General features: G+C 58.6%; 33 protein-coding genes and 1 pseudogene. 19 read left to right on the top strand and 15 right to left on the bottom strand.

The features are described 5' to 3' along the window. Positions 1-43: 43 nt before the first annotated feature. Positions 44-1,048: an NAD(P)H-quinone oxidoreductase gene (locus CU103_RS00275; RefSeq protein ID WP_106661938.1), complete on the bottom strand. Its 1,005-nt coding sequence runs from the start codon at positions 1,046-1,048 to the stop codon at positions 44-46. A 94-nt stretch (positions 1,049-1,142) separates the two neighbouring features. Between CU103_RS00275 and CU103_RS00270 the strand changes: the two genes are divergently transcribed. The 3 genes from CU103_RS00270 (at position 1,143) to CU103_RS00260 (ending at position 3,011) form a co-directional block, all read left to right on the top strand. After that, a complete protein-coding gene (locus CU103_RS00270) occupies positions 1,143-1,328 on the top strand; it encodes a DUF1192 domain-containing protein (RefSeq protein ID WP_106661937.1) in 186 nt (61 codons plus the stop codon). 112 nt (positions 1,329-1,440) lie between these two features. Then, complete coding sequence (locus CU103_RS00265; protein WP_106661936.1) at positions 1,441-2,682, top strand: MFS transporter; 1,242 nt, start codon at positions 1,441-1,443, stop codon at positions 2,680-2,682. A gap of 65 nt (positions 2,683-2,747) precedes the next feature. Continuing rightward, entirely contained in the window at positions 2,748-3,011 is a 264-nt protein-coding gene (locus CU103_RS00260; protein WP_106661935.1) for an ArsR/SmtB family transcription factor, read from the top strand. A 140-nt stretch (positions 3,012-3,151) separates the two neighbouring features. On the opposite strand, the gene CU103_RS00255 is transcribed toward CU103_RS00260, so the two are convergent. Further along, a complete protein-coding gene (locus tag CU103_RS00255) occupies positions 3,152-3,331 on the bottom strand; it encodes a YdcH family protein (RefSeq protein WP_099997692.1) in 180 nt (59 codons plus the stop codon). A gap of 324 nt (positions 3,332-3,655) precedes the next feature. On the opposite strand from CU103_RS00255, the gene CU103_RS00250 reads away from it, so the two are divergent. From CU103_RS00250 to CU103_RS00230, 5 genes are all read left to right on the top strand, one after another. After that, entirely contained in the window at positions 3,656-3,859 is a 204-nt protein-coding gene (locus CU103_RS00250; protein WP_106661934.1) for a YdcH family protein, read from the top strand. Between the two features lie 85 nt (positions 3,860-3,944). Then, positions 3,945-4,442 carry a 5-(carboxyamino)imidazole ribonucleotide mutase gene (gene purE / locus CU103_RS00245; RefSeq protein WP_106661933.1) on the top strand — a complete coding sequence of 166 codons (498 nt, stop codon included), beginning with the start codon at positions 3,945-3,947 and terminating at the stop codon, positions 4,440-4,442. 2 nt (positions 4,443-4,444) lie between these two features. Next, positions 4,445-5,518 carry a 5-(carboxyamino)imidazole ribonucleotide synthase gene (locus CU103_RS00240; protein WP_106661932.1) on the top strand — a complete coding sequence of 358 codons (1,074 nt, stop codon included), beginning with the start codon at positions 4,445-4,447 and terminating at the stop codon, positions 5,516-5,518. A 167-nt stretch (positions 5,519-5,685) separates the two neighbouring features. Further along, entirely contained in the window at positions 5,686-5,811 is a 126-nt protein-coding gene (gene ykgO / locus CU103_RS00235) for a type B 50S ribosomal protein L36 (protein WP_027231189.1), read from the top strand. Between the two features lie 62 nt (positions 5,812-5,873). Beyond that, positions 5,874-6,482 (top strand): tetratricopeptide repeat protein, encoded by a 609-nt coding sequence (locus CU103_RS00230; RefSeq protein WP_106661931.1) that lies wholly within the window; start codon positions 5,874-5,876, stop codon positions 6,480-6,482. Between the two features lie 142 nt (positions 6,483-6,624). Here CU103_RS00230 and pyk read toward each other — a convergent pair whose 3' ends face one another. After that, positions 6,625-8,061: a pyruvate kinase gene (pyk, locus tag CU103_RS00225; protein ID WP_106661930.1), complete on the bottom strand. Its 1,437-nt coding sequence runs from the start codon at positions 8,059-8,061 to the stop codon at positions 6,625-6,627. Next, positions 8,058-8,483 carry a DUF1036 domain-containing protein gene (locus tag CU103_RS00220; protein WP_106662574.1) on the bottom strand — a complete coding sequence of 142 codons (426 nt, stop codon included), beginning with the start codon at positions 8,481-8,483 and terminating at the stop codon, positions 8,058-8,060. Before CU103_RS00220 ends, pyk begins: the two co-directional genes overlap by 4 nt. Before the next feature lie 378 nt (positions 8,484-8,861). On the opposite strand from CU103_RS00220, the gene CU103_RS00215 reads away from it, so the two are divergent. From CU103_RS00215 to CU103_RS00205, 3 genes are all read left to right on the top strand, one after another. Next, complete coding sequence (locus tag CU103_RS00215; protein WP_106661929.1) at positions 8,862-9,662, top strand: N-formylglutamate amidohydrolase; 801 nt, start codon at positions 8,862-8,864, stop codon at positions 9,660-9,662. Continuing rightward, positions 9,659-9,979 (top strand): DUF1244 domain-containing protein, encoded by a 321-nt coding sequence (locus tag CU103_RS00210; RefSeq protein WP_106661928.1) that lies wholly within the window; start codon positions 9,659-9,661, stop codon positions 9,977-9,979. Before CU103_RS00215 ends, CU103_RS00210 begins: the two co-directional genes overlap by 4 nt. Positions 9,980-10,110: 131 nt before the next feature. Continuing rightward, positions 10,111-10,374 carry a DUF2312 domain-containing protein gene (locus tag CU103_RS00205; protein WP_027231195.1) on the top strand — a complete coding sequence of 88 codons (264 nt, stop codon included), beginning with the start codon at positions 10,111-10,113 and terminating at the stop codon, positions 10,372-10,374. Between the two features lie 5 nt (positions 10,375-10,379). Here the strand turns inward: CU103_RS00205 and CU103_RS00200 are convergent, their stop codons facing one another. Next, entirely contained in the window at positions 10,380-10,685 is a 306-nt protein-coding gene (locus tag CU103_RS00200; RefSeq protein WP_106661927.1) for a hypothetical protein, read from the bottom strand. 164 nt (positions 10,686-10,849) lie between these two features. On the opposite strand from CU103_RS00200, the gene CU103_RS00195 reads away from it, so the two are divergent. Beyond that, positions 10,850-11,620, top strand: coding sequence for a TIGR01458 family HAD-type hydrolase (locus CU103_RS00195; protein ID WP_106661926.1), 771 nt, complete (start codon positions 10,850-10,852; stop codon positions 11,618-11,620). Positions 11,621-11,668: 48 nt separating this feature from the next. Here CU103_RS00195 and ftsZ read toward each other — a convergent pair. Both ftsZ and CU103_RS00185 read right to left on the bottom strand, forming a co-directional pair. Then, positions 11,669-12,706 (bottom strand): annotated as a pseudogene (ftsZ, locus tag CU103_RS00190) (cell division protein FtsZ); the annotation flags it as partial. A gap of 238 nt (positions 12,707-12,944) precedes the next feature. Beyond that, entirely contained in the window at positions 12,945-14,279 is a 1,335-nt protein-coding gene (locus tag CU103_RS00185) for a PQQ-dependent sugar dehydrogenase (RefSeq protein ID WP_106661925.1), read from the bottom strand. A gap of 208 nt (positions 14,280-14,487) precedes the next feature. Between CU103_RS00185 and CU103_RS00180 the strand changes: the two genes are divergently transcribed. Beyond that, positions 14,488-15,471, top strand: a complete 984-nt coding sequence (locus CU103_RS00180; protein ID WP_106661924.1) for an SDR family oxidoreductase — start codon at positions 14,488-14,490, stop codon at positions 15,469-15,471. A gap of 31 nt (positions 15,472-15,502) precedes the next feature. Here the strand turns inward: CU103_RS00180 and CU103_RS00175 are convergent, their stop codons facing one another. Continuing rightward, positions 15,503-15,835, bottom strand: coding sequence for an antibiotic biosynthesis monooxygenase family protein (locus tag CU103_RS00175; RefSeq protein WP_106661923.1), 333 nt, complete (start codon positions 15,833-15,835; stop codon positions 15,503-15,505). Positions 15,836-15,971: 136 nt separating this feature from the next. On the opposite strand from CU103_RS00175, the gene CU103_RS00170 reads away from it, so the two are divergent. Continuing rightward, positions 15,972-16,487 (top strand): MgtC/SapB family protein, encoded by a 516-nt coding sequence (locus CU103_RS00170; protein ID WP_106661922.1) that lies wholly within the window; start codon positions 15,972-15,974, stop codon positions 16,485-16,487. Between the two features lie 131 nt (positions 16,488-16,618). Beyond that, positions 16,619-17,539, top strand: a complete 921-nt coding sequence (locus CU103_RS00165) for a GGDEF domain-containing protein (RefSeq protein ID WP_106661921.1) — start codon at positions 16,619-16,621, stop codon at positions 17,537-17,539. 26 nt (positions 17,540-17,565) lie between these two features. On the opposite strand, the gene CU103_RS00160 is transcribed toward CU103_RS00165, so the two are convergent. Continuing rightward, entirely contained in the window at positions 17,566-18,132 is a 567-nt protein-coding gene (locus CU103_RS00160) for a winged helix DNA-binding protein (RefSeq protein WP_106661920.1), read from the bottom strand. A gap of 180 nt (positions 18,133-18,312) precedes the next feature. On the opposite strand from CU103_RS00160, the gene CU103_RS00155 reads away from it, so the two are divergent. The 3 genes from CU103_RS00155 (at position 18,313) to CU103_RS00145 (ending at position 20,025) form a co-directional block, all read left to right on the top strand. Further along, positions 18,313-18,600, top strand: coding sequence for a hypothetical protein (locus CU103_RS00155; RefSeq protein WP_106661919.1), 288 nt, complete (start codon positions 18,313-18,315; stop codon positions 18,598-18,600). 76 nt (positions 18,601-18,676) lie between these two features. Continuing rightward, on the top strand, positions 18,677-19,177 hold the full coding sequence (locus CU103_RS00150; protein ID WP_106661918.1) for a GFA family protein: 501 nt from the start codon (positions 18,677-18,679) through the stop codon (positions 19,175-19,177). Beyond that, entirely contained in the window at positions 19,177-20,025 is an 849-nt protein-coding gene (locus CU103_RS00145) for an aldo/keto reductase (protein WP_170116983.1), read from the top strand. Before CU103_RS00150 ends, CU103_RS00145 begins: the two co-directional genes overlap by 1 nt. A 173-nt stretch (positions 20,026-20,198) precedes the next feature. On the opposite strand, the gene CU103_RS00140 is transcribed toward CU103_RS00145, so the two are convergent. Further along, on the bottom strand, positions 20,199-20,999 hold the full coding sequence (locus CU103_RS00140) for an SDR family NAD(P)-dependent oxidoreductase (protein ID WP_106661917.1): 801 nt from the start codon (positions 20,997-20,999) through the stop codon (positions 20,199-20,201). Positions 21,000-21,105: 106 nt separating this feature from the next. Between CU103_RS00140 and CU103_RS00135 the strand changes: the two genes are divergently transcribed. Continuing rightward, positions 21,106-22,050, top strand: a complete 945-nt coding sequence (locus CU103_RS00135) for a GlxA family transcriptional regulator (protein WP_106661916.1) — start codon at positions 21,106-21,108, stop codon at positions 22,048-22,050. A 2-nt stretch (positions 22,051-22,052) separates the two neighbouring features. Here the strand turns inward: CU103_RS00135 and CU103_RS00130 are convergent, their stop codons facing one another. The 5 genes from CU103_RS00130 to CU103_RS00110 are packed head-to-tail and all read right to left on the bottom strand — an operon-like array spanning position 22,053 to position 26,943. After that, positions 22,053-23,300 carry a Zn-dependent hydrolase gene (locus CU103_RS00130; protein WP_106661915.1) on the bottom strand — a complete coding sequence of 416 codons (1,248 nt, stop codon included), beginning with the start codon at positions 23,298-23,300 and terminating at the stop codon, positions 22,053-22,055. Continuing rightward, a complete protein-coding gene (locus CU103_RS00125; protein WP_106661914.1) occupies positions 23,297-24,139 on the bottom strand; it encodes a BtpA/SgcQ family protein in 843 nt (280 codons plus the stop codon). The genes CU103_RS00130 and CU103_RS00125 overlap by 4 nt, the downstream gene beginning before the upstream one ends. Next, entirely contained in the window at positions 24,136-25,050 is a 915-nt protein-coding gene (locus CU103_RS00120) for a ribokinase (RefSeq protein WP_106661913.1), read from the bottom strand. Before CU103_RS00120 ends, CU103_RS00125 begins: the two co-directional genes overlap by 4 nt. Before the next feature lie 3 nt (positions 25,051-25,053). Beyond that, positions 25,054-25,824 (bottom strand): glutamine amidotransferase, encoded by a 771-nt coding sequence (locus CU103_RS00115; RefSeq protein WP_106661912.1) that lies wholly within the window; start codon positions 25,822-25,824, stop codon positions 25,054-25,056. A gap of 30 nt (positions 25,825-25,854) precedes the next feature. Continuing rightward, entirely contained in the window at positions 25,855-26,943 is a 1,089-nt protein-coding gene (locus tag CU103_RS00110) for a phosphotriesterase family protein (protein WP_106661911.1), read from the bottom strand.

The raw sequence follows: 26,943 nt of genomic DNA, 5'->3' as shown, positions 1-26,943 counted from the left end.
CTTGAAACGCAAAGGCCGCGCCGGCGCGCGGTCTTTGGCATTTTTAGCTCACATCGAGCACGATCTTGCCAATGTTCTGGCCGTCTTCCATCCGCTCATGCGCGCGCCAAGCCTCATGCAGCGGGTAGACCATGTCGATCACAGGTGCAACACGGCGCTCGACCAGCAGCGGCCAGACCTTCCGCTCCAGTTCGCGGGCGATGCCTGCCTTGAAGTCAACGGACCGGACGCGCAGGGTTGAACCAGTATGGGTAAGGCGCTTGACCATCAGTTTTGAAACATCGGTGGGCGCCTTGGCGCCGTTCAGGAAGGCAATCTGGACAATGCGGCCATCGACGGCCGCTGCATCGTAGTTGCGCTCGATATAGTCGCCGCCGACCATATCAAGAATCAGGTCCACACCCTTGCCGCCAGTCGCGTCTTTTACCGCTTCGACAAAATCCTCGTGGCGGTAATTGACCGCACGGTTCGCGCCAAGCTTGACGCACGCTTCGCATTTCTCATCCGAACCCGCTGTGGTGATGACGTAGGCTCCGAAAGCGCTGGCAAGCTGGATGGCGGTGGTGCCAATCCCGGAGGAGCCGCCATGGACGAGGAAGGTTTCGCCGTTCTGCAAGCCGCCGCGCTCAAATACATTGTGCCAGACGGTAAAGTAGGTTTCCGGAATCGCCGCAGCCTCAATGAAGCCGTAACCAGCGGGGATTGGCAGCGCATTGGTTTCATGCACATTGCAGTATTGCGCATATCCGCCGCCTGAAACCAATGCTGTGACGCGCTCGCCAATACGGAAGCGCGTAACACCTTCGCCGATGGCAACGACATCACCGGCGATTTCCAGACCGGGAATATCGGAGGCACCGGCCGGCGGCGGATAATGGCCTTGCCTCTGCAACACATCTGGCCGATTGACGCCGGCCGCGCGGACCTGGATCAAAAGCTCGCCCGTTTCTGGTTCGGGGACACCACGTTTCCCCGCCTTGAGCACCAGAGGTCCGCCTGGCTGCGTGATCTCGATCGCCGTCATCGTCGTTGGAATTTTATCGGCCATAGGATCCACCTCAATATTGATTCGCCAGAATAATTTGCAATTCCAAGCAGTTGGGCTGTATTCTCGCACTCTAGAGCGACAAGTGGAGGAAATGATGTCACTTTTCGATGAAGAGCCAAGGCGCAAAATCATTCACGATATTGGCCAGGACCTGTCGCTATTGTCAGTTGCGGAGCTTGACGAGCGAATCACGCTCCTGCGTGCCGAAATAACGCGGCTCGAAGAGGAACGCTCCCGCAAGGGTAACAGTAAGGTTGCGGCCGAGGCGTTGTTCCGCTGAGACAACAAAAGTTATGCGGATGTCATCAAGTTTCCGCATTACTGCATGACACGAACTCACCGCCTGCACGATCCTGTGCGGGTCCACTTCCGATTCGCTTGAAGGGTTTGCCGTGTTCCGTTCGTTCATTCAGGTCTTCGCACTCCTCTGCGGCACGTCCTTTCTCGTCATGGCATCGGGTTTGCATGGTTTGCTACTGCCGTTGAGGGGTGGAGCGGAGGGCTTCTCGACGACGTCCCTGGGGCTTCTGGGTACGGCCTGGGCTGGTGGCTTTATCACCTCCTGCCTGCTGGCGCCGCGTCTCGTCCGCCGTGTCGGTCACGTGCGCGCGTTCAGCGCGTTTGCGTCAATCGCGGCGATCGTCGCGCTGATGACCGGTATACTGGTCGAATCGACTGCCTGGATCGTGCTGCGCGCCTTGACCGGCTTCGCCATGGCCGGATCCTACATGGTGATCGAAAGCTGGCTCAACGAGCGCGCGACGAATGCCAATCGCGGCCAGATATTCGGGCTCTACATGGTTGTGAATTTCGCATCGATAACTGTCGGGCAAATGATGATCGGCTTCGGTGACGTGCATACGGGGACGTTCTTCATGATGTCCGGTATCCTTTTCTGTCTGGCGCTTATCCCGACAGCAATTTCCACTGCGAGCAGTCCAAAACCCCTGACCGAAGTGCAGCTTGACCTCAGGGCGCTCTATCGCAATTCCCCCGTCGCTTTCCTCGGCTGTATCCTGATTGGCGTTGCCAATGGTGCATTCGGTACACTTGGTGCGGTCTATGGCGCGGCAACCGGCATATCGACGACGGAAATTGCCCTGATGATGAGCGCCTCCGTCATGGGCGGTGCGCTGATGCAGATTCCGGTCGGCCGGATGTCGGACCGCACGGATCGACGCTACGTGCTTGCCATGGTTGGTGGCGCCGCCGCTGCGATAGGCCTGTTGATTTTCCTGATTGCGCCGCGCCATGCCTATGTCATTCTGGCCATGACCGCGGTCTATGGCGGCCTTGCCTACACGCTCTATCCCGTGGCGGTCGCCCATGCGAACGATTTTTCCGACTCGGAAAACTTTGTCAAAGTCACAAGCGGGCTTCTGCTGCTTTATGGCTTTGGCACTATGATCGGCCCGATCCTTGGAGCCTGGGCCATGGAGCGCATTACGCCGGAAGGGCTTTTTGCAGTAACGGCCCTGGCCCACGCCTCGATCATGACCCACGCGATCATCCGCTCGCGCATGCGGGCACCGGTGCCCATTGAGCTGAGGGATAACTTCCAGACGGTTGGTGCCGAGCGCGTAACACCCGAGGGTGTCAGGCTGGATCCGCGGGCCGAAAACTTGCCCGAGTGAGCGGTTGGATTAGGCCCGATACGAAATTCGTTGACATTCCTGCCGGTTTAAAATGACTATCCTTCATGGTCGAAACGGATGCCTTTGCAGCAATTTCTGATCCGAACCGCCGCTATCTCCTGGAGGAGCTTCGACGCGGGCCAAAAACCGTGAACGAACTGGCGACAGGCCTGCCAATTTCCCGCCCCGCAGTTTCCCAGCACCTCAAGGCACTTCTCGATGCGCAGCTGGTAACGGTCAAATCCGAAGGCACACGCCGCATCTATGCCGTCGACGCCAATGGTTTTTTCCACCTGAACCTGTGGCTGGACCAGTTCTGGAATGAATAAAGCAAATTTTGCTCTGGCCGCTCTGTAGGCGATGAAAAAACCCGGCCCGTCATCAGCGTGAGGGCCGGGCTTTTTTGTAACTGCCAGCACGATGCTTTCAAGCTATCGAGTGGAATTTCGCGGTATGGTCCTTATCGTGATTAATGATGGGTGACGACTGATTTGAGCTTTTCGATTTGCTCCTTGAGCATAAGCTTGCGACGTTTCATATCGCTGATCTTCAGGTCGTCGGAGGCGGGACTTAACAGCGCGTCGGAAATTTCCTTTTCGAGCGCCCCATGCTTACGTTCAAGCGTTTCAAGATGAGACTCAATGGCCATCCGGCTTCTCCCTTGGTTGGTTTTCCCTACTCACGCTCTGCCTGCCAGGTGGCAAGTTTATGACAGAGCCGTGACACTCTGCCACCACTTTAAGCAATTGTCGAATTTGTTTCGTAGGATTTTCTTGTTTCTTAAAATATGATATGGCGACGTGCTGGTAAGGGGTTGCGTTGCCTTGGACCAAACACTGGATTCTGAACTATTGCCGCATGCGCCTCTTTCGCGCAGGGTAAGCAGTAGCACTTTAAATTTGCGTATAGTCCTTTCCAAAAACCGGCTGCGGTTTTAGAATTATGCGCGGCAAAAATTACCGGGAATCACTGCATGTCCGACCAGGATCAGGCTGACATTAGATTGGCAGTCGCAAGATTGAAACAAGAGCATCTGGATTTTGATGCCGCCATACAAGCAATGATCCAGGTGGGCTGCGACCAGCTTCGTATCCAGCGAATGAAAAAGAAAAAGCTGCTGATCAAAGACAAGCTCATTGAGCTTGAAGACAAGATCATTCCCGATATCATCGCCTGATTTCTCAAGAGGTTTCTCACCTGGCTCGCAGCTTGCGGAGCTCCGGGTTTTCCTTTAATGCCCCCATCTCGATAGAGGATGCTCAATGGCAGACAAACGCGCTGACGTCGCAATCATCATGGGAAGCCAGTCCGATTGGACGACCATGCGCCATGCTGCCGAAACGCTGGATGCCCTCGGCATCTCCCACGACGATCGTATCGTTTCCGCGCACAGAACTCCCGACAGGCTGGTGGATTTCGCCAAGGGCGCGCGCAAAGCGGGATTTAAGGTCATCATCGCCGGCGCCGGTGGCGCAGCGCATCTGCCTGGTATGGCCGCAGCGATGACGCCTTTGCCAGTCTTCGGTGTGCCTGTGGAATCAAAAGCGCTTTCGGGGCAGGATTCGCTTCTGTCGATCGTGCAGATGCCAGCCGGCATTCCTGTGGGCACTCTGGCGATTGGCCGGGCAGGAGCCGTCAATGCCGCCTTGTTGTCGGCGGCGGTTCTGGCGCTCAATGATGATGCCCTGGCCAAGCGGCTCGATGATTTCCGGCAGGCGCAGAGCGATAAGGTCGCGATGAGACCTTCTGACGAGGCGTGAAGATGATTTCCCCAGGGTCAACAATTGGAATTATCGGCGGGGGCCAGCTCGGCCGTATGCTCGCCATGGCGGCGGCGCGGCTTGGATACAGGACAGTCATTCTGGAGCCGCAGGAAGATTGCCCCGCGGCGCAAGTTGCGAGCGAGCACATTGTGGCGGCCTATGACGATCCGAATGCACTTGAGCAACTTGCCGAGCTTAGCGATGTCGTCACCTATGAATTCGAGAATGTTCCGGTGGATTCGGTAGAGATGCTCAATGAAAGCAAGGCGGTTTTTCCTCCGCCCGAGGCTTTAAAGGTCTCGCAGGATCGCGTAGCCGAGAAGCGCTTCCTCAATAAGGCAGGCATCCAGACTGCACAGTGGCGCATCGTCGAGAATGAAGGGGATCTCAAGGCGGCGCTCCTTGCCTTTGATGGCAAAGGCATCCTGAAGACGCGGCGTTTCGGCTATGACGGCAAGGGTCAGATCAAGTTTACGGGCGCAAAGGGGGAAAGCGCGAAATCCGGTTTCGCCGCAATTGGCAGCGTACCTTCTATCCTCGAAGCACTGGTTGATTTTACCCGCGAAATTTCAGTGATCGCCGCGCGTGATGAGGACGGCAATATCAAGGTCTACGACATTGCGGAGAACGTCCACAAGGACGGTATTCTCGCCACATCTTCCGTGCCCGTCTCTGTTTCCTCGACAATTGCCGGCTTGGCCGCCGATTCGGCGCGCAAGCTGCTGGACGGGCTGAATTATGTCGGCGTTGTCGGCATGGAGTTCTTCGTGCTTGCCAACGGGACATTGCTTGCCAATGAATTTGCGCCGCGCGTGCACAATTCGGGCCACTGGACTGAAGCGGCCTGTGCCGTATCGCAATTCGAACAGCATATAAGGGCGATTGCCGGCCTGCCGCTCGGCGACACGAGGCGTCATTCCGATTGCGTCATGGAAAATCTGATCGGCGATGACATCGGCAGGGTGCCGATGCTTCTACAGGAAACCGGGGCTGTCGTGCATCTTTATGGTAAGGCTGAAGCGCGCTCCGGCCGCAAGATGGGACATGTGACGCGGATCACGAAAAGACTGTAACGACGAATAAATGCGTGATTCTGCTCTGAATCACGCGATGAATCGTAAGCCGGGTGTTGACAATGCGGGTAATCCTTGGCTATTTCCCCGCAACGTGTTTCCGGCGCGCTTTACAGGCGCGCTTTTTATTGGTGCCCGGTTTCGGGCGTAAAGATACCGGTGCTGAAATGAAGATCAAGAATTCCCTCAAGGCCCTGAAGGCCCGTCATCGTGACAACCAGCTGGTCCGTCGCAAGGGCCGGATTTACATCATCAACAAGACCGCCCCACGCTTTAAAGCGCGCCAGGGCTGATCGTATCCGTCTCACGGTTATTTGCATTTGACGTTTCGCTGATACGGACTACCATCCGTGTCATGCGGAGCGTTTTTGCATTTTCGATTGGAACTTTACTGGCGGGTTTGCCTGTGCCCGCAATGGCGCAGGCGCAGACGCCCATCGAGCAGCAGGCAGCCTTGCCCAATCAAACGCTCGCGCAAAAGCGCTCGGCGCGGCTTGATGATCTGTTTGCATCTCTCAAGCGCGAGAGCAATGAGGTGAAGGCTGCGCGTATCGCCTCGCTCATCCAGATGCAATGGCAGAATTCCGGTAGCGCGACCGTCGACCTGATGATGGGCTGGGCTGCCAAGGCCATGGAAGACAAGAAGTATCCCGTTGCCCTCGACTTTCTCGACCAGGTGGTCGTGATGAAGCCGGACTATGCGGAAGGGTGGAACCGGCGGGCGACCTTGCATTTCATGATGAATGATTACGGCCGGTCCATGGCCGACATCCAGAAGACCCTCGCGCTGGAGCCACGGCATTTCGGGGCGATGGCGGGTATGGCAGCGATCCTGAAGGATACCGGACGCAAGGAAGCCGCCTTGCAGGCTTTCGAGCGGGTTCTGACAGTCTATCCGATGATGCGCGAGGCGCAGAAGCAGGCGGGTGAATTGGCCGATGAACTCACCGGCCAGCGCACGTAATCACAACCATTTTTCCCGCATTGGTGGATGAACCTGGGCCAGATTCGGCGATTGCCGGGTGAGAACCAGCAGTTCTTGAGCAAGAATTGGGTCATTGCGTTCCATTGCTGTGCCGGAACGAAATGACCCTGTTCGACACGGCCTAAATTCCAGTCAGCCCATCCGAGCCGATATAGGCAATACGCAACATATTGGTCGAGCCGGGCGTACGCAGCGGTACGCCAGCCGAGATGATGATGCGGTCACCCGGGTTGCCGAACTCTTCCTGATAGGCGATGTGGCACGCACGATCGACCATATCATCAAGATCGCTGGCATCCTCGGTTACAACGCAATGCAATCCCCAGACGAGCGAAAGCTTGCGTGCCGTCTCGACCACCGGCGAAAGCGCGATAATCGGCAGCAACGGCCGCTCGCGCGCCGCGCGCAGTCCGGTTGTGCCCGAGGCGGTATAGGTGACGATCGCCGAGAGGTTGAGCGTTTCGGCGATCTGGCGCGCTGCGAGCGAAATCGCATCGGCGCCGGTCGCATTGGGCTCGGGGCGCTGGGCATGGATGATGCCGGGATAGTTCGGATCGCGCTCGACCTCTTCGGCAATGCGGGCCATGGTCGACACCGCTTCGACTGGATAATCGCCGGCGGCGGATTCGGCCGAGAGCATGACGGCATCAGCGCCTTCAAATACCGCGGTGGCCACGTCCGAAACCTCGGCACGCGTCGGGACTGCGGCGGTGATCATCGACTCCAGCATCTGTGTGGCGACGACCACTGGCTTGCCGGCCCGGCGGCAGGCGCGGATGATCTGCTTCTGGATGCCGGGAACCGATTCTAGCGGCATTTCGACACCAAGATCGCCGCGGGCGACCATAAGAGCGTCGGAGAGTTCGATGATCTCGTCGAGGCGGGTGACCGCCTGCGGCTTTTCGATTTTCGAAAGCAGGGCAACGCGGCCGCGGGCGATCTTGCGCACTTCGGCAAGGTCCTCGGGCCGCTGGATAAAGGACAGGGCCACCCAGTCGATTTCCTCATGCAGAACCGCATCGAGGTCGCGCCGGTCCTTTTCGGTCAGGGCGCTAACGCCAAGCGTCGTATCGGGCAGGCTGACCCCCTTCTTGTCGGAAATCCTGGTACCGGAAACGACGCGGCAGCGGATGGACTTGCCGTCGGAAGCTTCGGCGACCAGAGCCAGCTTGCCGTCATCGATCAAAAGGCGATGGCCGGGCTCGACGGCTTCGAGAATTTCCGGATGCGGCAGGAACACGCGGGTATTGTCGCCCGGCGTATCATTGTCGTCGAGCGTGAAGGTCTGACCGGCGACGAGATCAACCTTGCCGTCCTTGAACTTGCCGACACGCAGCTTCGGTCCCTGAAGATCGGCAAGAATGCCGATCGGCCGTCCCACTTCCTTCTCGACATTACGCAGGCGGCGCACGAGTTCGCGCATCAGTTCGTGGCTGGCGTGGCTCATATTGATGCGGAACACATCGGCGCCGGCTTCGAACAGCTTACGGATCATGGCTTCGTCGGAGGAAGCGGGACCCAGGGTGGCTAGAATTTTGACCTTACGGCGGCGTCTCATTGAGGAGGGGTATCCGTTACAATTGGAGATGAGGGAGGATTTTCTTCCGTAAGCTGGACCATCCAGCTCGTCTGTTCGCCGGTATCATACTCCTGAAAGCCGGCACGTTGAAATCCGCGTGCAAAACAGTCGTTGATGCCGGTAATCTTGAACTGGTTTTCGGCGACACACATGTTCACCTTGCCGTCCCAGCGGCCGCCGCTTTGCGCGTCTTCCGCATAGAGGTAATAATAGCGCGATGTCAGCGGCCCGACGACCAGCGTCGTGCAGGACGAAGCATTGACATGCCACCAGCCTTCGGTGATCCAGCCGGTCTTCGCCCGGTAGCCAAGCGCCACGCCCACGAGATTTTGTGTTGTATTGCACACGCGAAAATCGGCATGGGCCTTTTCGGGGGCTATAAAACTGCCCGCTGCAAATATGAATAAAAAAGCCGCTAGAGTATTGCCGGTTATCTTCGGAAGACGGAAATACGCTCGCGTTTTGCCCTGACGCAATTCCGAACGGAAAGCCGGTTCCCACTTTTCCTGGAATTGCTCTGGAACGCTGCCTAATCGTGTCCGGCGATGCTGTTCAGCGCGGAATATAACGTGACCCCATATCGCTCTGATGCCCCTGCGCAATATTGCCTCCGTCCATCTTTGACCTTCTTTTCGGCAGTTTCACTTGCATTGTCAACGCGCTAATCGTTTGAATGCGAAGTTCTGGCAACAGTGCGACAAAAGAATGTTCGTTGCGTTGACACCGCAGCCGGGAAACACGAAAAACAAGCTCGATTCATCTTGAAAGTGCTTCATCGAATGCCGTTCTCTCCCTTTCATCTCGTCGATGGCGACAAGGCGCGGAGCCTCGTGCTGCTTGCTGACCACGCAAGCCGCGATCTGCCGGAGGAATACGGCTCGCTCGGGCTGGCTTCGTCCGAATTCGAGCGGCACATCGCCTATGATATCGGGGTTGAACGCTTAACTCGCAAACTGGCCGCGATGCTTGACGTTCCCGCCGTGCTTGGCGGGTTTTCGCGCTTGCTGATCGATCCCAACCGGGGCGAGGACGATCCGACGCTGATCATGCGGCTTTCCGACGGGGCTATCATTCCGGGCAATAATCCGATGCCGATCGAGGAGCGCGAAAAGCGCCTCAACGAATATTATCGCCCTTATCACCGGGCGGTTGCGCAAACGATCGCAGCGGTGATCGCGGCAAGCGGCAAGGCGCCGCTGATCATCTCGATCCATTCCTTCACCGCTTTCTGGAAGACCACGCCGCGCCCCTGGCACGCGGGCATATTGTGGGACAAGGATCCGCGGGCGGTGTTGCCATTGCTCGATGGCTTGCGTGCCGACCCGCAGCTGATCGTCGGGGACAATGAACCCTATGACGGAGCGCTGCGCAACGACACCATGTTCCAGCATTGTATCGTTCCGGGGCTTGCCCATGCGCTGATCGAGGTACGGCAGGATCTGATTGCCGAAGAGACGGGCATCGCCCATTGGGCGGATCGCCTCGCGCCGATCCTTGAAGCGATGAATGCCAACCCCGATATGCATGAAGCCAGACAATTCGGCTCCCGGACCGGGCCGATCGAGGAGTTCAGACCATGAACAATTTAACCGATGAACAGCGCACCGCGCTCGAAGCTGCCGCTTTTCGAAGGCTGGTGGAACATTTGCGCGAACGTAGCGACGTGCAGAACATCGACCTGATGAATCTGGCCGGCTTTTGCCGCAATTGCCTGTCCAACTGGTATCGCGAGGCGGCCAAGGGAAGCGGCATCGCGCTTTCCAAGGAGGAATCGCGAGAGATCGTCTATGGCGAGCCCTATGCGGACTGGCAGGCCAAGCATCAGCGCGAGGCGAGCGACGCCCAGAAGGCAGCTTTTGAAGCGAACAAGCCCTCGCCCAACAAGCTCTCGCATTAAGTTCATCCCATCACGATTGATGTTACAGAGTCTGTTTGTCTTGACTCTTGAGGCACTGGTCGGGCATCGGAACCGTCCGGGCGACATGACATGAGTCGCACAACGAGTTTCGAGAGAGCGGAGTTAAGAGCATGGATGATTTGGCGGCGCAGGGTGGTGTCGAGGGTGTAGCGGCTGCGGAACTGCGGCAGTTCATCGAGCGCATCGAGCGCCTCGAGGAAGAAAAGACCACGCTCCAGGACGACATCAAGGAAGTGATGGCCGAGGCCAAGGGGCGCGGCTACGACACCAAGATCATCCGCACTATTGTCCGCCTGCGCAAGAAGGACGCCAATGAGCGCAAGGAAGAGGAAGCGATCCTCGAACTTTACATGAACGCTCTGGGCATGGAGTAAGACGGCTAGAGCTGATCATTGTAGGGCCGCTTGGTTTCACCGACCATTCTTGCAAGGTGGGAGAACGACCATGGTGTGTCGGCGCCCGAACTATTTGCCAGCTGAAGCAGGCGAATCGGGAAGCAGACTGCGTCACGATTGGCTGGCGAAAGCTGTTCAACAGCCCGCTCGTCGCCGACGGCGACGGCTTCGGCCTTGCGCAGCGCGGTATCGATCTCGGTGTCGGTGAGCAATCCTTTCGCGACGAGTGACCGGTTGATTGCTGCAATGGCGAGGCAAAGCCCCTCGAGCTGAAGATTGGCTGTGTTCATGGTCGTTACCCCAATTTGGCGTGGCTGATACCATATCAACGCAGAGCAGCCGCAAATGATCCGAAAGCAGACGGCAAAGACCTTACCATGGTCCGGGTCGCGTGTCTGATCCCACCAGCTTCCGGTAGAATTGACCTGATGCGGTTCCGTGTCATTCTATTTCGATGATAAGTGGTGTGCTTCTCGATCTTGCGGGCGTCCTCTATGATGGCGAAGAGCCTGTACCGGGCGCAGCAGAGGCTGTTGTCCGGCTGCGCGAGTCGGGCCTTCCCATCCGTTTTGTCAGCAACACGACACGCACCGCCAAGCGAGCCATTCTCGACCAGCTCGGCAGACTTGGCTTTCCCGCTTCGGACGGCGAGTTGTTCACCCCGGCGCAAGCGGCGCGCACATGGCTTCAGCAACACAATTTATCGCCACAACTGCTGGTTCACCCTGATCTGCTGCCGGATTTCGACGATCTGGCCGCCAGCGGAGGAAAGGCGGTCGTTGTCGGCGATGCCGGTGAAACCTTCAACTATCTGGCGCTGAACCAGGCGTTTCGTGCGTTGATCGACGGCGCAAAACTGGTGGCGCTGGCGCCGAACCGGGCTTTCAAGGACACGGACGGAAAACTCAGCCTCGATGCGGGGCCATTCGTTGCGGCGCTGGAATTCGCCAGCCAAACACGCGCGATTGTGCTTGGAAAGCCATCCCCCGCATTCTTCCTGTCGGCGCTTGCCAGCATGAACTGTCCCAAAGCAGCGGCAGTGATGGTGGGCGACGACGCGGAAACAGATGTCACCGGTGCCCTGCAGGCCGGACTTGCTCACGCCTTGCTCGTACGGACGGGCAAGTACCGCCGCGGTGACGAGCACCGTTTCACACCGCCGCCAACAGCAACAGTTGATGACATATCCACGGCGGTTGACTGGATCCTCGCCGCGCGCAGTTGAAGCCTGGCGACAGCGCCCTAACAGGGCCTGACGCTAGACAGTCTGCCGCCGGAGGAAGGGCATTGCAGCAACATTGCTCTCGCTTACCGCCGCTGCGGCGCTTTCGACCATGGCGGCATCGTCCTGATCGATACCCGTGGCGACCACCGATACCCTGAATACGCCTTCGAGAGCGTCGTCGAAGGTGGCCCCGAGAATGATATTGGCCTCGTCGTCGACTTCTTCACGAATACGCGAGGCGGCGACGTCAACCTCGAACAAGGTCATATCGCGTCCGCCGGAAATCGAAACCAGCACGCCTTTCGCGCCTTTCATGGAGGCGACGTCCAGCAAGGGATTGGCAATAGCGGCTTCCGCAGCAGCTTTTGCACGGTCTTCTCCAGAGCTTTCGCCCGTCCCCATCATGGCCCGCCCCATGTCCCTCATGACGGCCCTGACATCGGCGAAATCGAGGTTGATCAGGCCTTCGCGCACCATCAGATCGGTGATGCATGCGACGCCGGAGTAAAGCACTCTGTCGGCCGTGGCAAAGGCATCGGCAAAGGTCGTTGCCGCGTTGGCAACGCGGAAGAGATTCTGGTTGGGGATGACGATAACGGTATCAGCGCTGGCCCGAAGTTCCTTCAGACCTTCGTCCGCCATTCTCATACGGCGCGTTCCTTCGAAGGTGAAGGGCTTGGTCACAACCGCAACGGTGAGTATTCCGGCGGCGCGCGCGGCACGTGCGATGACCGGAGCTGCACCCGTTCCGGTCCCGCCGCCCATGCCCGCCGTGACGAAGCACATGTGGGTACCGGACAGGTGATCCATGATCTCGTCGATGCATTCCTCAGCCGCGGCCCGCCCGATTTCTGGAGCTGACCCGGCCCCGAGACCTTGGGTCACGTGGGTGCCGAGCTGGATCAGACGGCTGGCTTTCGACATTGTCAGTGCCTGCGCATCGGTATTGGCGACGATGAAATCCGTCCCCTCCAGCTTTTCCCGGATCATGTTGTTGACCGCGTTGCCGCCGCCACCGCCCACACCGAAAACGGTGATGTTGGGTTTCATCTCGGATATTTCCGGTTTTCTGAGGTTGATCGACATTTTCGGTTCCTTAGCTGATCTGCCCCGCCGCACAATTCAATTGCGGTTTTTCGAATTCCGGTCGGGCGGCGAATCAAAACATCGCGTTCCGGAATAGGGTGCAAAGAATCAGACACCGCCTGTATGTGCAACCCGTGCGGATGGAAAATCACCAAGAGAGGACGAATAGAGCGGATTTATTTGGAACAGGGCATCGGCATTCCTCAAATTTGCACTACCGCTGCAGGGCACACGCGTCTTACCTGGCGGTTGCGGGCGCCACACGCCAGACGACGTTGCCCACATCATCTGCGACCAGCAGCGCGCCGGCCTTGTCGACTGCGACGCCCACGGGACGCCCCCATGCCTTGTCGTCAGGGCTGATAAAGCCGGTGAGTATATCTTTGGGTGCACCCTGTGGCTTTCCATTCCGGAAGGGAATGAAAATAACCTTGTAGCCGCTGCGCGGATTGCGATTCCACGACCCGTGCTGGCCAACGAAAGCTCCACCGCGATACTCCTGACCGAGCAGCGAGGCCGTGTAGAATGTCAGCCCCAGCGAGGCCGTATGCGAGCCGAGAGCATAATCGGGCTTGATGGCCCGCCGGACGAGGTCCGGTCGCGGCGGCTTGGCCCGCGCATCGACATGCTGACCGTAATAACTGTAGGGCCAGCCATAGAAACCGCCATCCTTTACGGAGGTCATGTAATCGGGCACGAGATTGTCACCGATTTCATCGCGTTCATTGACGGCGACCCAAAGTCTGCCGTCGTCCGGATTCCACGAAAGTCCGTTGGGATTTCTCAATCCTGCGGCAAATACCCTCATTTTGCGGCTCGCAAGATCGATCTCCAGAACCGCCGCTCGATTTTCTTCCGCCTTGATGCCGTTTTCTCCGACATTGCTGTTCGAACCGGCGGTGGCATAGAGCTTGCGGCCATCCCTGCTCGCGATGACGTCCTTGGTCCAGTGGTGATTGATCGGCCCGGCCGACAGGTCGACTATTTTTTCGGGCGATGCGGTTATCCTGGTATCACCACTCGAATACGGAAAAGCGAGGATAGCATCGGTATTGGCTACGTAGAGCTTGCCGTTCGACAGGGTCATTCCGAAGGGTGAATTCAAACCTTCGAGGAACGTGCTGCGAAACTCCGCAACACCGTCACGGTCGGCGTCGCGCAGCAAGGTGATGCGGTTGGCACTTTCAACGCCTGCGCCTGCACGTTTCATGATGCGCCCCATGATCCATTTTCGCAGGCTGAAACCATCCTCATGCTTGGCTGGGGCATTGGTCTCGGCAACGAGTACGTCGCCATTGGGCAGAACATGCAACCAGCGCGGGTGATCAAAGCCCGCCGCGAAAGCGTTGACACGGAGCCCCCTTGCCGGCTTGGGCGTGACATTTTCGGGCCATGGATTTGCTTCCGCGATCTTGACGGTCGGTATCAATGCAGTCTGGGGAGGCGGCAACACCGGATCCGGTCCATAGCCGCGATCCGCAAGCCCGGCTTCGTCCTGGGCGTCGCCGGTTAGGCACCCCGAGGTGAAGGCCGCGACCGTGACAATTGCAATAGCGTAAGATGCCGATTTCATGTGTCACACCGCGATCGCTGGATGAGTTCGGGGAAGCCTATCACATTAACGCACGACGACAGTTTGGGTTCATCCAGGGTTCCCCTGAAACTGCATTGATGAAAACACAGGCTCAAGCACAAGAGGAGAGGCAGACCCGGAACCGATCGGCGGTTCATGCTTTTAAGCAGCATCAGCAAAGCACCCGCACTGATGGAAAGGGAAGGCGATGGCGCAAACTGCAAAATCCCGCGGCCAGGCGGGCAAGGACACGGCGGCGCGCCAGCGTGTCATCCAGGCGAAAGTCGACAAGGATGCCGGGAACGACAGCAAGGCCAATGACGAGGCACCGCAGACCGGGGCCCGCATCTACCCGGTTCCGCCCTTTCCAAAGCAGCACCTGAAAAAGCCCGGCATCGAAGCCAGGCTCGATCCCGCACCAATGTTCGACGCACCGTTCTACCTCGGTTCAAAAAAACTGGACGGCAGGGTGGCCCTGATCAGCGGCGGCGATTCCGGCATAGGGCGGGCAGTGGCGGTCTTGTTTGCCCGGGAAGGCGCGGACGTCGCGATCATCCACCTCGACGAAAAGCAGGACGCAGGGAAGACGAAGGCACTTGTCGAGAAAGAGGGCAGGCAATGTCTGGTCATTGCAGGAGATGTTCGCAAGAAAATTTTCTGCCGGGATGCGGTGGCCAAAACGGCCGAGGCGTTCGGGAAGCTCGACGTTCTGGTCAACAATTCTGCATTTCAGCTTCATGTGAAGAATATCGAGGATATCAGCGAGGAACATTTCGACGAGACCATCAGGACGAACCTTCACGGCTATTTCTTTCTTGCGCAGGCAGCAGTGCAGCGGATGAAACCCGGTTCGGCAATCATCAACACAGGGTCTGTCACTGGCCTGATGGGAAGCAAGCACCTCCTGGACTATTCCATGACAAAGGGTGGCATTCATGCCTTCACCCGGGCACTGGCCGCGAACCTGCTTCCGCGCGGTATCCGGGTAAACGCCGTGGCGCCAGGTCCAGTCTGGACGCCGCTCAATCCTGCCGACAAGGCGGCCAAGGACGTTTCAAAATTCGGCGCGGATACCCCGATGAAGCGCCCGGCCCAGCCTGAGGAGATCGCGCCCGCCTATGTATTTCTGGCTTCGCCCCATTGCTCCAGCTACATCACAGGCGAAATTCTGCCGATAGTCGGCGGTTATTGAGGCCGGCTAACGAACGCCAGACTTCGGGGATTCAACTCGTTTTGCCGTGACACGTGCGCAGTTCGAGTATCTGGACCTCCGATGGGAGCTCGATCAGATATTCCCTGTCCCGGTCGAGGTGGTGTATTCGCCTAGGATCGCCGCCTGTGAATCGAGCCATAGCCTCAATGCTCTCCCAGTAAGAAATCGTCATGAACTCGGTGTCATTCCCGCGGTCTTCCCGAAAAGTCTGAACACCGAGCGCTTTATCGATCAGCGGCTTGATTCCGGCTTCATAGTTGTAGGCTTCATACGCATCGGCACGATGAGGGAGCGTGCGGCCACGCCAGATACGTGCAATTTTCGCCTTTGGCTGTTTTTCCATTCCGAGATCCTCCTTCGCGATATGGTGGCGAGCTGGTCGCATCGCCACCCGTTAACAGCGGGTGACCGGCCTCTGTCAGGAACTTTCCCCGCTTTCATCAGTTGAATAGCTGTCTCCCAGAAAGGTTTGTGCCTGTATGGAAAATTTTCTCGACCTTACCTTCCCGCAAACCACACTGCCAATTTCGTCGATACTGGCGCGGCTACTCCTCGCGGCAGTGCTGGGCTCTCTTCTCGGCATGGAGCGCGAATGGAGGCGCAGGCCAGCCGGATTGAAGACACACATAATGGTCTGCATGGCATCGGCCACATTCGCGATCGTCGCTCTTGAAACCGTTGCAGTGCCGGAGTTTCAGCGGGAGAGCGTGCGGATGGATCCGTTGCGGCTGATTGAGGCGGCGACAAGCGGTGTGGCCTTCCTGGTTGCCGGATTTATCATCGTCTCGCGCGGCGAAGTCCGAGGCATCACCACCGGCGCAGCCCTATGGCTTGCCTCATCGGTTGGACTTGCCAGCGGCCTCGGGTTCTGGTGGATCGCCATTCCGGCTTCCCTGATGGCGGTATTTCTGCTGATCGTGGTTCGACGTCTTGAGATCGGGATGGGTGCGGAGCGCAGAGGAAGCGGCAAGCTATCGGACGATGAGGCAGGGTAACCATTCATTTCATGGCGACGGCCAATTGCCGCCGCTTCGCGCAGATTGTCTCGGAATCCAGGAAACAGAACCGGTTCCATTTGAATGTTTCCCGCTCTATATCCCAAGCCTGTCCTTGATTTACGGTGAGTATGGAATCCTTCGCTAATCCAGATGAGTTCGTCGGCAATCTCCTGTCGCTGCAGGCGGACAGCCTTGCCCTCATCGCGCTCTATGACCAGGACGATGTGCTGCGTTATGCAAACCGGAGCTTTCGGGCTGCTTACAATATAGCTCCAGACGAACAGCTGAGCTGGAGTGCCATCATGCGCAGGAATTACGAGGCCGGGGTTGGCACGGTGCTGAAGACCGCAAATTTCGATGACTGGCTGGTCTCGACTCAGTCACGCCGCGGAAAAACCGCATTCCGTGCGTTCGAAACCAACCTTGTGGATGGCCGTTGGCTGTGGATGACTGAAACCGTGCAACCAAATGGGTGGATGCTGTGCATTGCCAGCGATATCACGCAGTTGCGTGCCGATGACCGCCGGTTGCGGCAGGATCGCGACCTGGCGTTGCGCGCGTCTCAGACGGATGAACTTACCGGCGTTGCCAACCGCCGCTTCATCATGGCGCGGCTCGACGCGTTGGTCAGCCGGCCGCCTGAGCCCGAAGGTGTCAAGGGATGCATCGCCGTTCTCGATATCGACAATTTCAAATCGATCAATGACCGCTACGGCCATCAGGCCGGAGACGAGGTGCTTCTTGATTTTGCGCGGCAGGCCCACTCGTTCGTGAGGCGCCTGGATTGCTTCGGCAGAATAGGCGGTGAGGAATTCATGTTCATACTGCCGGGTACCGATCTGGGCGAGGGTGTCCGGATTCTTGAACGGGTGTTCACGCGGATTCGTTCCGCACGGCCATTAAAGGCATGGCCGGAATTTTCCTATACATGTTCTGCGGGCGTTACTGCGCTACGGTCCGGCGATACGGCGCCGGAGGTTTTTTCGCGTGCTGACCGCGGGCTGTATCTGGCAAAACTCGAGGGAAGAAACCGCATCAACGTGGTCTAGAACAAAACCTGCTCCAGGGCTGGCGATCATCTTTCGCCGGGAGAGCCGAAGATGGCCGCGGTCGCCCATGCGCGCTCGAGCCGGTCGAGCGTTTCGAAGGCGACTTCCATCTTGCGGATGTTTTCGGGATCTCCAGCAACCAGGCGATGGTACTTGGCGGCAACTTCCGTCAGGTCGGCGCAGAGCTCCCGCGCCTTTTCAGTAAGACGAATCCGCACGGTTCTCCTGTCACGCGCCAGGGGGATGCGTTCGATATATCCACACTCGCCAAGCTGCTTGAGATAATAGGAAAGATTGGTACCGCCATAGGGTCCGCGATCCATGAGCTGACCAACCGAAAGCTCGTCATCGCCAATCGTCAGGAGAAGCATGGCATGGGCAGGACCAATCTCCTGAACTCCCTGCCGCGTCATCTCGGCCTGCAAAAATGTCGCAAAGCGCCGGTTCGCGCGTTCCAGCGTTCGCGCGAGTTCGAAGTGGGTAATAATGGTGGTGTGAGCGGGGCTCCGCACAGTCTCGGCAGCCTCCTGCTTGCTCACGTTCTGTTCCACCGCGCCGGCTTCAACAATGTGTTGCAGCAAATCTGATATCATCGAGCACTCCTGGGATAGGGCTAAATATGCTGCCGCAAGACATTTCGCACGTGCGAATGAAAATTACGCACTGCACAATACACCAAATCGCGGCGGACTAGAAGACATATTTAATACTAAAGGATTAGTTGAAGTCTGGCCACAGCTCTGCGACGCTCGCGGTGGAGGGGAAAAAAATCAGTGGCAAACTGGTTGGAAGTTCTGCGGGAGAAGAACGAGCTGGCGACGGTGCTAGGAAAGAAAATTCCTAAAATGCTGGCCCATGCCACGTTGACACCGGAGCAAGCTGCTGAAATCTATAAATTTCTTGAGAAACATGCGAGGGACATGGAAGAAATTGTCGAAAAGATGGAGCTCGACGATTTACCGGAGTCCTATTATCAGGTTGCCGAAGATCTCGACAATATCTTCACCAACCTGGCTGCAGAAGCTGCCGAGAGGCTAACGCAAATAATGCGTAGCGCGTAGCGCGGACGCCGCAAAACTCAGGACCTTGCACCAAAGTTTGATCAATGCTGGACTGGGTCCAGGAGGTTGATCATCGATGAAAGAGAATTCTCAACGTTCGGACCGTTTGGTTGGCGGTTGCGCTTGTGGTCATGTGCGGTATCGCCTGGAGAGCGCACCAATCGTCGTTCACGGTTGCCATTGCCGCTATTGCCAGCGCATGAGCGGCTCGGCGTTCGCCGTCAACGCAATGATCGAAGCGGACAGGCTTACACTTATCAGCGACGGCAAGCCCGACGCGGTGCATACGCCATCGACTCTCCCGGCAGGCCAGATCATTTATCGTTGCCCGCACTGTTTTGTGGCGCTGTGGAGCCACCATTCCCTGCTCGGGGAGACAATTCCAATCGTCTTTGCCGGCACACTCGACGACGCGAGTCAGCTGGTGCCCGACGTTCACTGTTTTACAGCGACAAAGCACGCTTGGGTTGCGTTGCCGGAGGGTATTCCCGCTTTTGAAGGGGATTACGATTCGGAACTGGTCTGGAGTGCGGAGGCGAAAAGCCGTGTCGAACTGGCATTTCGGGGCGAGCCATGATGGAGAAAGAAGACGTGAGAACAACCACACTCCCCTCTGGAGAAAGGGTTCCGGTGCTTGGCCAGGGAACCTGGTTCATGGGCGAGGACCAGCATCAGTTCAAGCAAGAGGCCGATGCGCTGCGGTTTGGCCTCGACCTGGGCTTGTCCCTGATCGATACTGCGGAAATGTATGGCAATGGCGGCGCCGAGGAAGTAGTTGCCGAGGCTATTGACGGCCGCCGCGGCGAGGTCTTTCTGGTAAGCAAGGTCTTGCCATCAAACGCGTCCCGCAAGGGCACTCTGCTTGCTTGCGAGCGCAGCCTCAAGCGATTGAAATGCGAGACGATCGACCTCTATCTCCTGCACTGGCGGGGTGGATATCCACTTGCGGAAACCGTTGCCGCGTTTGAGGAGCTCATCAAGGCAGGCAAAATCCGCTACTGGGGCGTTAGCAATTTCGATACGGACGATCTGGAAGAGCTGGAGAATATTGCTGGCGGCAACGCCGTTGCGACCAACCAGGTTCTCTACAATCTCACCCGGCGCGGTGCCGAATATGACCTGTTGCCATGGTGTCAGTCACGCGACATGCCGGTCATGGCCTACTCGCCCATCGAGCAGGGGCGAATGTTGGGTCACCCGGCGCTTGCACGCGTGGCGAAGGAGTGCGGGACTACGCCGGCAGTCGTGGCGCTTGCCTTCGTCATCGGCCATGATGGTGTAATTGCGATCCCGAAATCGAGCACTCTCCAACACATTCGGGATAATCGCAGCGCACTCGATCTGCAGCTGACGTCCGAGCAGCTTGCGATACTGGATGAAGCCTTTCCGCCACCACGCCGCAAGCGGCCACTGGAAATGCTCTAGGGGCCAGGGTCAGATCAACAGGCTCTGACCCTGGATATCACCCGGGAAAACGACCAATGGTGAAGTATCAGTTCGCCGCCGCGACATGCTGCGCGTAGGTGAACTTCGCTCTACCGTATCGTCGAGCGAGGTATCACGAAACCTGGAGTCCCGGCTGTTCCTGGCGTAGCCGGTCAGCTTGCCAGCAGGCGTCGCGCTGGCCGGCGGTGCGACAGGTTTGGACCGAGGGCCTGACGGGCGTTCTCGAAGGCATTCCAGTCGTCGATATCCGGTAAAGAGGGTATCGTTACCAGTTCACCCTGATCGAGGCCCGCTAGCGCGGCATCGACCATGTCTGCCGCCGGCATCACAATGGCTTCGGGCAGATTGCTGACGGGCAGGCCGGCAATATCCCAAAATTCGGTACTTGTCGCGCCGGGCAGGACGACCTGGACGCGCACGCCCTTATCGGCAAGTTCATGGTGAAGCGATTGGCTGAAGGCAAGCACGAAGGCCTTGGTGCCGCCATAGACGCCGTTCAGCAACTCCGGGGATATGGCGACGATCGAAGAGATGTTGATGATTGTCCCAGCACCGCGCTCCACAAATTCAGGCGCAGCCGCCGCGGCAAGGCGGGTCAATGCCACGACGTTCAGGGTGATCATCGCATCCATTTTGTCCGGGTCGGACTGCAGGAGCGGAACGGTGGCGCCGACACCCGCATTGTTGACGAGCAAGGTGATGCTGGCATCGGTGCGCAAGATGTCCTCGACGCGCGCGATTCCTTCATTGTCGCCTAGGTCCGCGGCCACAACCTCCACCGTCCGTCCGGTTTCGGTGGTAAGGCGCGAGGCGAGGCTATCAAGCCGGTCGCGGTTGCGGGCGACAAGGATGAGGTCATAACCACGCCTGGCAAGGCGATCGGCATATATGGCGCCGATGCCGGACGAGGCGCCAGTGATGAGGGCTGTGCCCTTGTTGAAAGTGTCGGACATTTTGCTGCTCCGTTGATCATTGCTGATGGGGAGCACTGTACAGCCGCATGGAAATGGCATAAATGTCATATATACCACTTTTTAAGACATAAAGGAGGTCAATTCGATGAAGCAAATCGGAATCATCCTGTTTCCTGGCTTTCAAATCCTCGACCTTGCGGCGGCGACGGTTTTCGAGTTCGCGAATATAACTGCGGATGAGCCGGAATATGATATCAGCCTGCTGTCGGAAACGGGCGATCCGGTTGCTTCATCGGCAGGTTTTGCTGTCAGTACAGTGCCGTTCAGCGATGCGCCCTTTGATACCGTGCTGATTGTCGGCAACAATTACGTGGAGCCGGTGTCCCCCGGCATTGTTGCTTTCCTGAGGCGTGTGGCTCCGAGGTCGCGGCGAATCGGCTCGATCTGTACCGGCGCTTTCATCCTGGCTGAGGCGGGGTTACTCGATGGGCGCCGGGCGACGACACATTGGTATCATGCAAGGGATTTCCAGCGCACCTATCCGAAGGTGAAGATGGAGGAAGACCGCATCTTCATCATCGATGGGCCGGTGTGGACCTCCGCGGGGATGACATCGTGTATCGATATGGCTCTGGCGCTGGTCGAGAAGGATCTGGGGATCGAGATCGCAAAGTCGGTCGCCAAGAAGCTTGTGGTCTATCATCGGCGTGCGGGCGGGCAATCGCAATATTCGGCATTGCTCGAACTGAACCCGAAGTCGGATCGCATCCAGACGACGCTCGCCTATGCCAGAGAGAACCTGCACAAGGAATTATCGGTCGAACAGCTGGCGGAGATTGCCCATCTCAGTCCGCGCCAGTTCAGCCGGGCGTTCCACGCGGAAACCGGACAGTCACCGGCAAAGGCAATCGAGAACCTGCGCGTCGAGGCGGCGCGCCTGATGATCGAGTCCGGGCGGATTCCGATCGATACGATCGCCCGCGATGCTGGCTTCGGGGACCGGGAGCGCATGCGCCGCGCCTTCCTGCGGGCTTTCGGGCAGCCGCCGCGTTTCATGCAAAGGCTCGCACAGGCGGAAGCGCAAACGTAGTTTCAGCTCATCCCTAGTGCGGCCAGCGTCGATTCCAGCAGAACTTGTGCGCCCAACACGGAATGTTCGGGTTTGACATATTCGGCCTCATTGTGGCTGAGGCCGTCGCGGCAGGGCACGAAAATCATCGCGGCTTCCGTGACACGCGCAAGGAAGAGCGCGTCGTGGAAAGCACCGGACAGCATCGGCTTTGAGGAAACGCCGAGACGGGTGACAGCATGCTCCACGGCCGCAAGCAGGGTGGGAGAAAATTGCGCCGGCGGCATATCGAATGTGCGCCGGACCGTTGCCTCGCAACCGAGCACCGACGCTTTCTCCTGGCAGACGGTCCGGACAAGCTCCTCCAGCCGGGCAAGCTCCGGGGCGTTCGGATGGCGCAGGTCGACGCTGAAGGAGACTTTGCCCGGAATGGCATTGATCGAGGCGGGCTCGACCGAAATGCGGCCGATGGTGAGACGCGCCTGTTCGTCATTGGGCATGATCGAACCGTAGAGCGTCTGCATCGCCTCGGTGGCCGCGACAAGCGGATCGCGGCGGAATGACAGCTGCGTGGTCCCGGCATGTGCCGTTTGCCCGGTAATAACAACTTCGAGCCAGCGGGTGCCCTGAATGCCATGGACGACGCCGATCGGGATATTCTCGCGCTCCAGCGAGGGGCCCTGTTCGATATGCAGTTCGAGATAACCTGAAACCGGGATGCCCAGCGGCCGCATCGCAGCCTGCGGCAGCGCAATGAGCGTGGCAGTCAGTTCGTCCTGCAGCAGTTTGCCGTCCGGGGAGCGCGCATGGTGCCACTCGGCCGGAATTGCTCTGTTGGCAAAGGCCATGGATCCCATGGCGCCAGGGGAAAAGCGGCTGCCTTCCTCGTTGGTCCATGCGACCACTTCCAGGGCGACAGGCGTCTGGATATCGGCATCGTCCAGCGATTCCAGCACCTCAAAGGCCGAAAGTGTACCGAGCGCGCCATCGTAGCGTCCGCCCATGGGCTGGCTGTCGAGATGACTGCCGATCAGGAAGGGCGGCCGGCCGGCCGATTTGCCCTCGCGGCGAATGAACAGATTGGCCATGGAGTCCTGAAACACCGCAAAGCCGCGATCCGCCGCCAACTGCGCCAGCTTCGCCCGGGCGAGGCGGTCTTCCGGCGAAAGAGCTTGCCGGTTGACGCCGCCCGCCGGCGTCGCACCGATGCCGGCAAAATTTTCCAGCCTGCCGAGGAGACGGTCGCCATTGACCTTTACCGATGCATTCATCGCTTCAGGCCGGCGATGAAGGCGCTCACCCGTGCCGGTTCTACCTGGTTCCACCAGACACCATCATATTTGAGCGAGCTCGCGACAATGACGCCGTCGACAATGCCAAGAATGTCGTTGGCGTTGTCGGGGGTGACCCCGCTCCCCACGAGCGTCGGCAGGCCCGATGCCTCCTTGATCATCCTTATATAGCCGAGGTCGGCGGCGTGGCCCGTACGCTGGCCGGTGGCGATCACGGCATCCGCGTCGAAGAAGACGAGATCCTTCACCTGTTCCTCGACCGGACGGTCCGCGACAATGGCATGTGCTCCGTGCTTGACATGCGCGTCGGCGAAAATGCGAATGCCATGCGCCCGAAGTTGCGCGCGGTAGCGCATGGCGCGCGCCGCTTCACCCTCGATGAAACCTTCATTGGCCACGTAGGCGTTGGCCCATTGGTTGACGCGTACGAAGCCGGCTCCAGCCGCACTGGCGATTGCCAGCGCTGGTATCGCCGCATTGGCAAGCACGTTGATGCCGATGGGGCGGCCAAGCTCGCGGCGGATCCGGTCGGAGACCACGGCCATGTGCGACGCGGTTTCATGACCAATATCGTCCGGCTTGGCAAAGGGCACATCGCCATGATTCTCGACGATCACACCATCGCAGCCGCCATGAAGATAGGCGCGCGCATCGTCGAGGCCGCGCTGGTAGATATCCTCGACTGGTTCGCCATTGTAGCGCGGCGCGCCGGGGAGCGGGGCAAGGTGGACGACGCCGATAACCACCTTGGTCCGCCCGAATATGGAAAGGATCGCATCACCGGCGCTTTGGCCAACGGGCTTCGAGATGTCGCTCATAATGGTTCCATTTCAATATCTTGAATGAGGGCCGCTATTTCGGCCCGGGTGGGGCAGGATTGCAGTGTTCCGGGACGCGCTACGGAAATGGCCGATGCGCCGATGGCAATGCGCAGGGCAGCGACCGGGCTGAGGTCTCTGGCCAGGCACCCGGCAAACACCCCGCAAAACACGTCGCCCGCCCCGCTGGTGTCGATGGCCGGAACCTTCGGAGCCGGGATCGTCAAGGAGCGTCCAGTGTCGCGCTTCAGCAGAAGGGCTCCCTGGCTGCCAAGTGTCACTATTGCAAAGCCTGCGCCACGATCGAGCAAGGCACGTGCCGCGAGATCGGGTTCGGCAAATCCGGTGATCAACGCAGCCTCGCCGCGATTGACGATGACGTAGTCGACCTCGCCGAATTCGGGCACCTGTCCGGCAGAAAGCGGGCTGGGATTAAAGATTGTCCGCGCGCCCATATTCTTTGCGGCAGCCAGACAATCGTTGGTGATGGCCAAGCGCAAATTCCCCTGCATGACGAAGAGATCGCCGGCATCGATGGATGCCCGCACTTCAGTCATCGTCAGGGGATCAAAGGCTGTTGCGCATGATACGCCGGTGACGATGAAATTCTCCCCGGACGCATCGAGCACGATGGTCGAACGGTCACTGGGCAGGTCAAGCCGGGCGAGATGGCTCGTGTCGACTTCATCATGCAGCATCGCCCGGATGCGGGCACTGTCGACATCATTGCCGATGGCGGCCCAGAGCATAACCTCAGCACCCGCGCGTGTGGCCGCCAATGCCTGGTTCGCACCTTTGCCGCCAAGCCCGTCGGAATAGGCGGACGCATTGAGCGTCTCGCCCGCGACGGGAAATCGATCGAGGCGGAAAGTGGTATCAATGCAGACATTGCCGGCCACGTGCACCCGCATCGATCAATCCTTCGCTATTGCCCAGGCAAGCATCTGTTCGAACAAGGTCTTGTAACCCTTCCACGCGATAAAATCGGACGGCAGCCAATGCGGTCCGACGTCGGAGGTCCAGGCGAGCGTTCGGCCTTTGCCATAGGTTCCGGTTACGAGCAGCGGCTGGGAGCCGTAGTCAGTTGAGACGGTTGCGAGCACTTCTGCGCCGTCCTTTACCGTAACCTCATTATAACCGAGCAGGACCGGCCAATCCTTGCCGAGACCCTGGAGAATTGGATGGCCGGCGTCGCCGGTGACGACGGGGGTAAAGCCTTCAGGTACCTCGATACGGTCATCGACGGAAAGACAGGAGACAGGCAACACTTCTTCGACAGGGGTCTTGTGATAGCGTGCGCCGCCATTGATGCCCTGGAAACTGTAATAGCCGCCGAACATGAGCAGCGCGCCGCCATTGCGGACGTAGTCACGCAGCAGACGCAGGCGGTTCGGTGTGGTCTTCGAATGGATCCAGGTGTCCGGATGCAGCAGGAGCGTATTGGCACCGATATCTGAGAGGATAATCGCCTTGTACTCCGACAGGGCCTCGATCGTTTGCGGGAAATCGCGCTGCGCTTCATGCGCCGGCATGAATTTCACGTCGAAAGCACTGTCCTTCAGCGCTTTGAGCAGCTCGTCGGCGCCGGTGTGATAGGTGACCGTGGGGAACTGGTCAAAGCCCTTGATATGGGTGGCGGTCGATACCCACGACTCGCCGGCGAGAAGAACCTTGTGTTTGGACATGAAAACTCCTTGATGACTATAGGGCGGCGATCAGGCCGCCGCGGAAAATACGGATCTTGGGTTGTCGGTGAGCATGCGATCGATGGTCTCCGCATCGACGCCGTGGCGCTTCAGGCGCGGCACGAAATGCTTGAGCACATAGCCATAGCCGAAGCCCCCGAAGCGGGTCAGCATCATTTTCAGGAAGACGTCCTGCGACAGCAGCACCCGGTCACCAAAGCCCATATCGACGAGGGAGCGGATAGCGCGGGCATTCTGCTCGTCCGAAGGCGACTGGGCGTCCTGATCGGCGTAATAATAGTCCATGCCAATCATATCATATTCGAGAAACGCACCGCGCTTGGCGAGGCTGGCCTGATAGGCGAGATCTTCATGGCTGGGGTTCATGTGGCAGAGAACCGTATGCTTGAGGTCGGCACCTTCTTCCTCAACGATATCGAGAACTTCATTTGCCAGCCTTTCCCACCCGGGAAGATGGATCGACAGCGGCACGCCGGTTATGCGTGAGGCGCGGGCGGAAGCACGCAGGGACTTGCGCTCCTCCGATGTGAAATCCTTGCTGACGCCTACTTCGCCGATGATACCCGCCATGATCTCCGGCTGAGTCTCGCCGCCGCCAGTATCATTGACGAGAAACTCGGTAACTGCATCGACATCCATGTCCTTCAGCCATTCCGGATGGGTGTGCTGCAAATAAAAACCGGAGCCCATGACGATCTTGAGATTGGCCATTCGTGAGATACGCCGCAGCTTCACCGGATCGCGGCCGATGCCGAAATTGGTCGGGTCGACGACCGTGTGACCGCCAAGGACCTGGAAGCGCTTGAGTTCGCTCAGGGCGAGGTCAGTGTCGGTGAGCGAGACATTGTCCCTGTTGATATAGGGGTTCATGCGCAATTCGCCGATGATCTGGATCGAGACCGGCTGCTCGGCGATGGCGAGTTCGTCCGGGTGGCAAGGGCATTTCCATGAACTCGCACCATCAAGCAGAATATGCTCGTGCATCAGCGTGACGCCCATTTCGCCCACGGGGAGGGGGCCCTGAACGGTCATGACCGTTCCGGAATTGACGCCGATGGGATCCCTGCCGCGCTCACTGGTTTCGAAGTCGAGACTCAT

The sequence above is a fragment of the Phyllobacterium sophorae genome (assembly GCF_003010965.1).
GTDB lineage: Bacteria > Pseudomonadota > Alphaproteobacteria > Rhizobiales > Rhizobiaceae > Phyllobacterium > Phyllobacterium sophorae.
The sequence above is the reverse complement of the archived record's forward strand: the minus strand, read 5'-3'. Positions and strand labels throughout refer to the sequence as shown.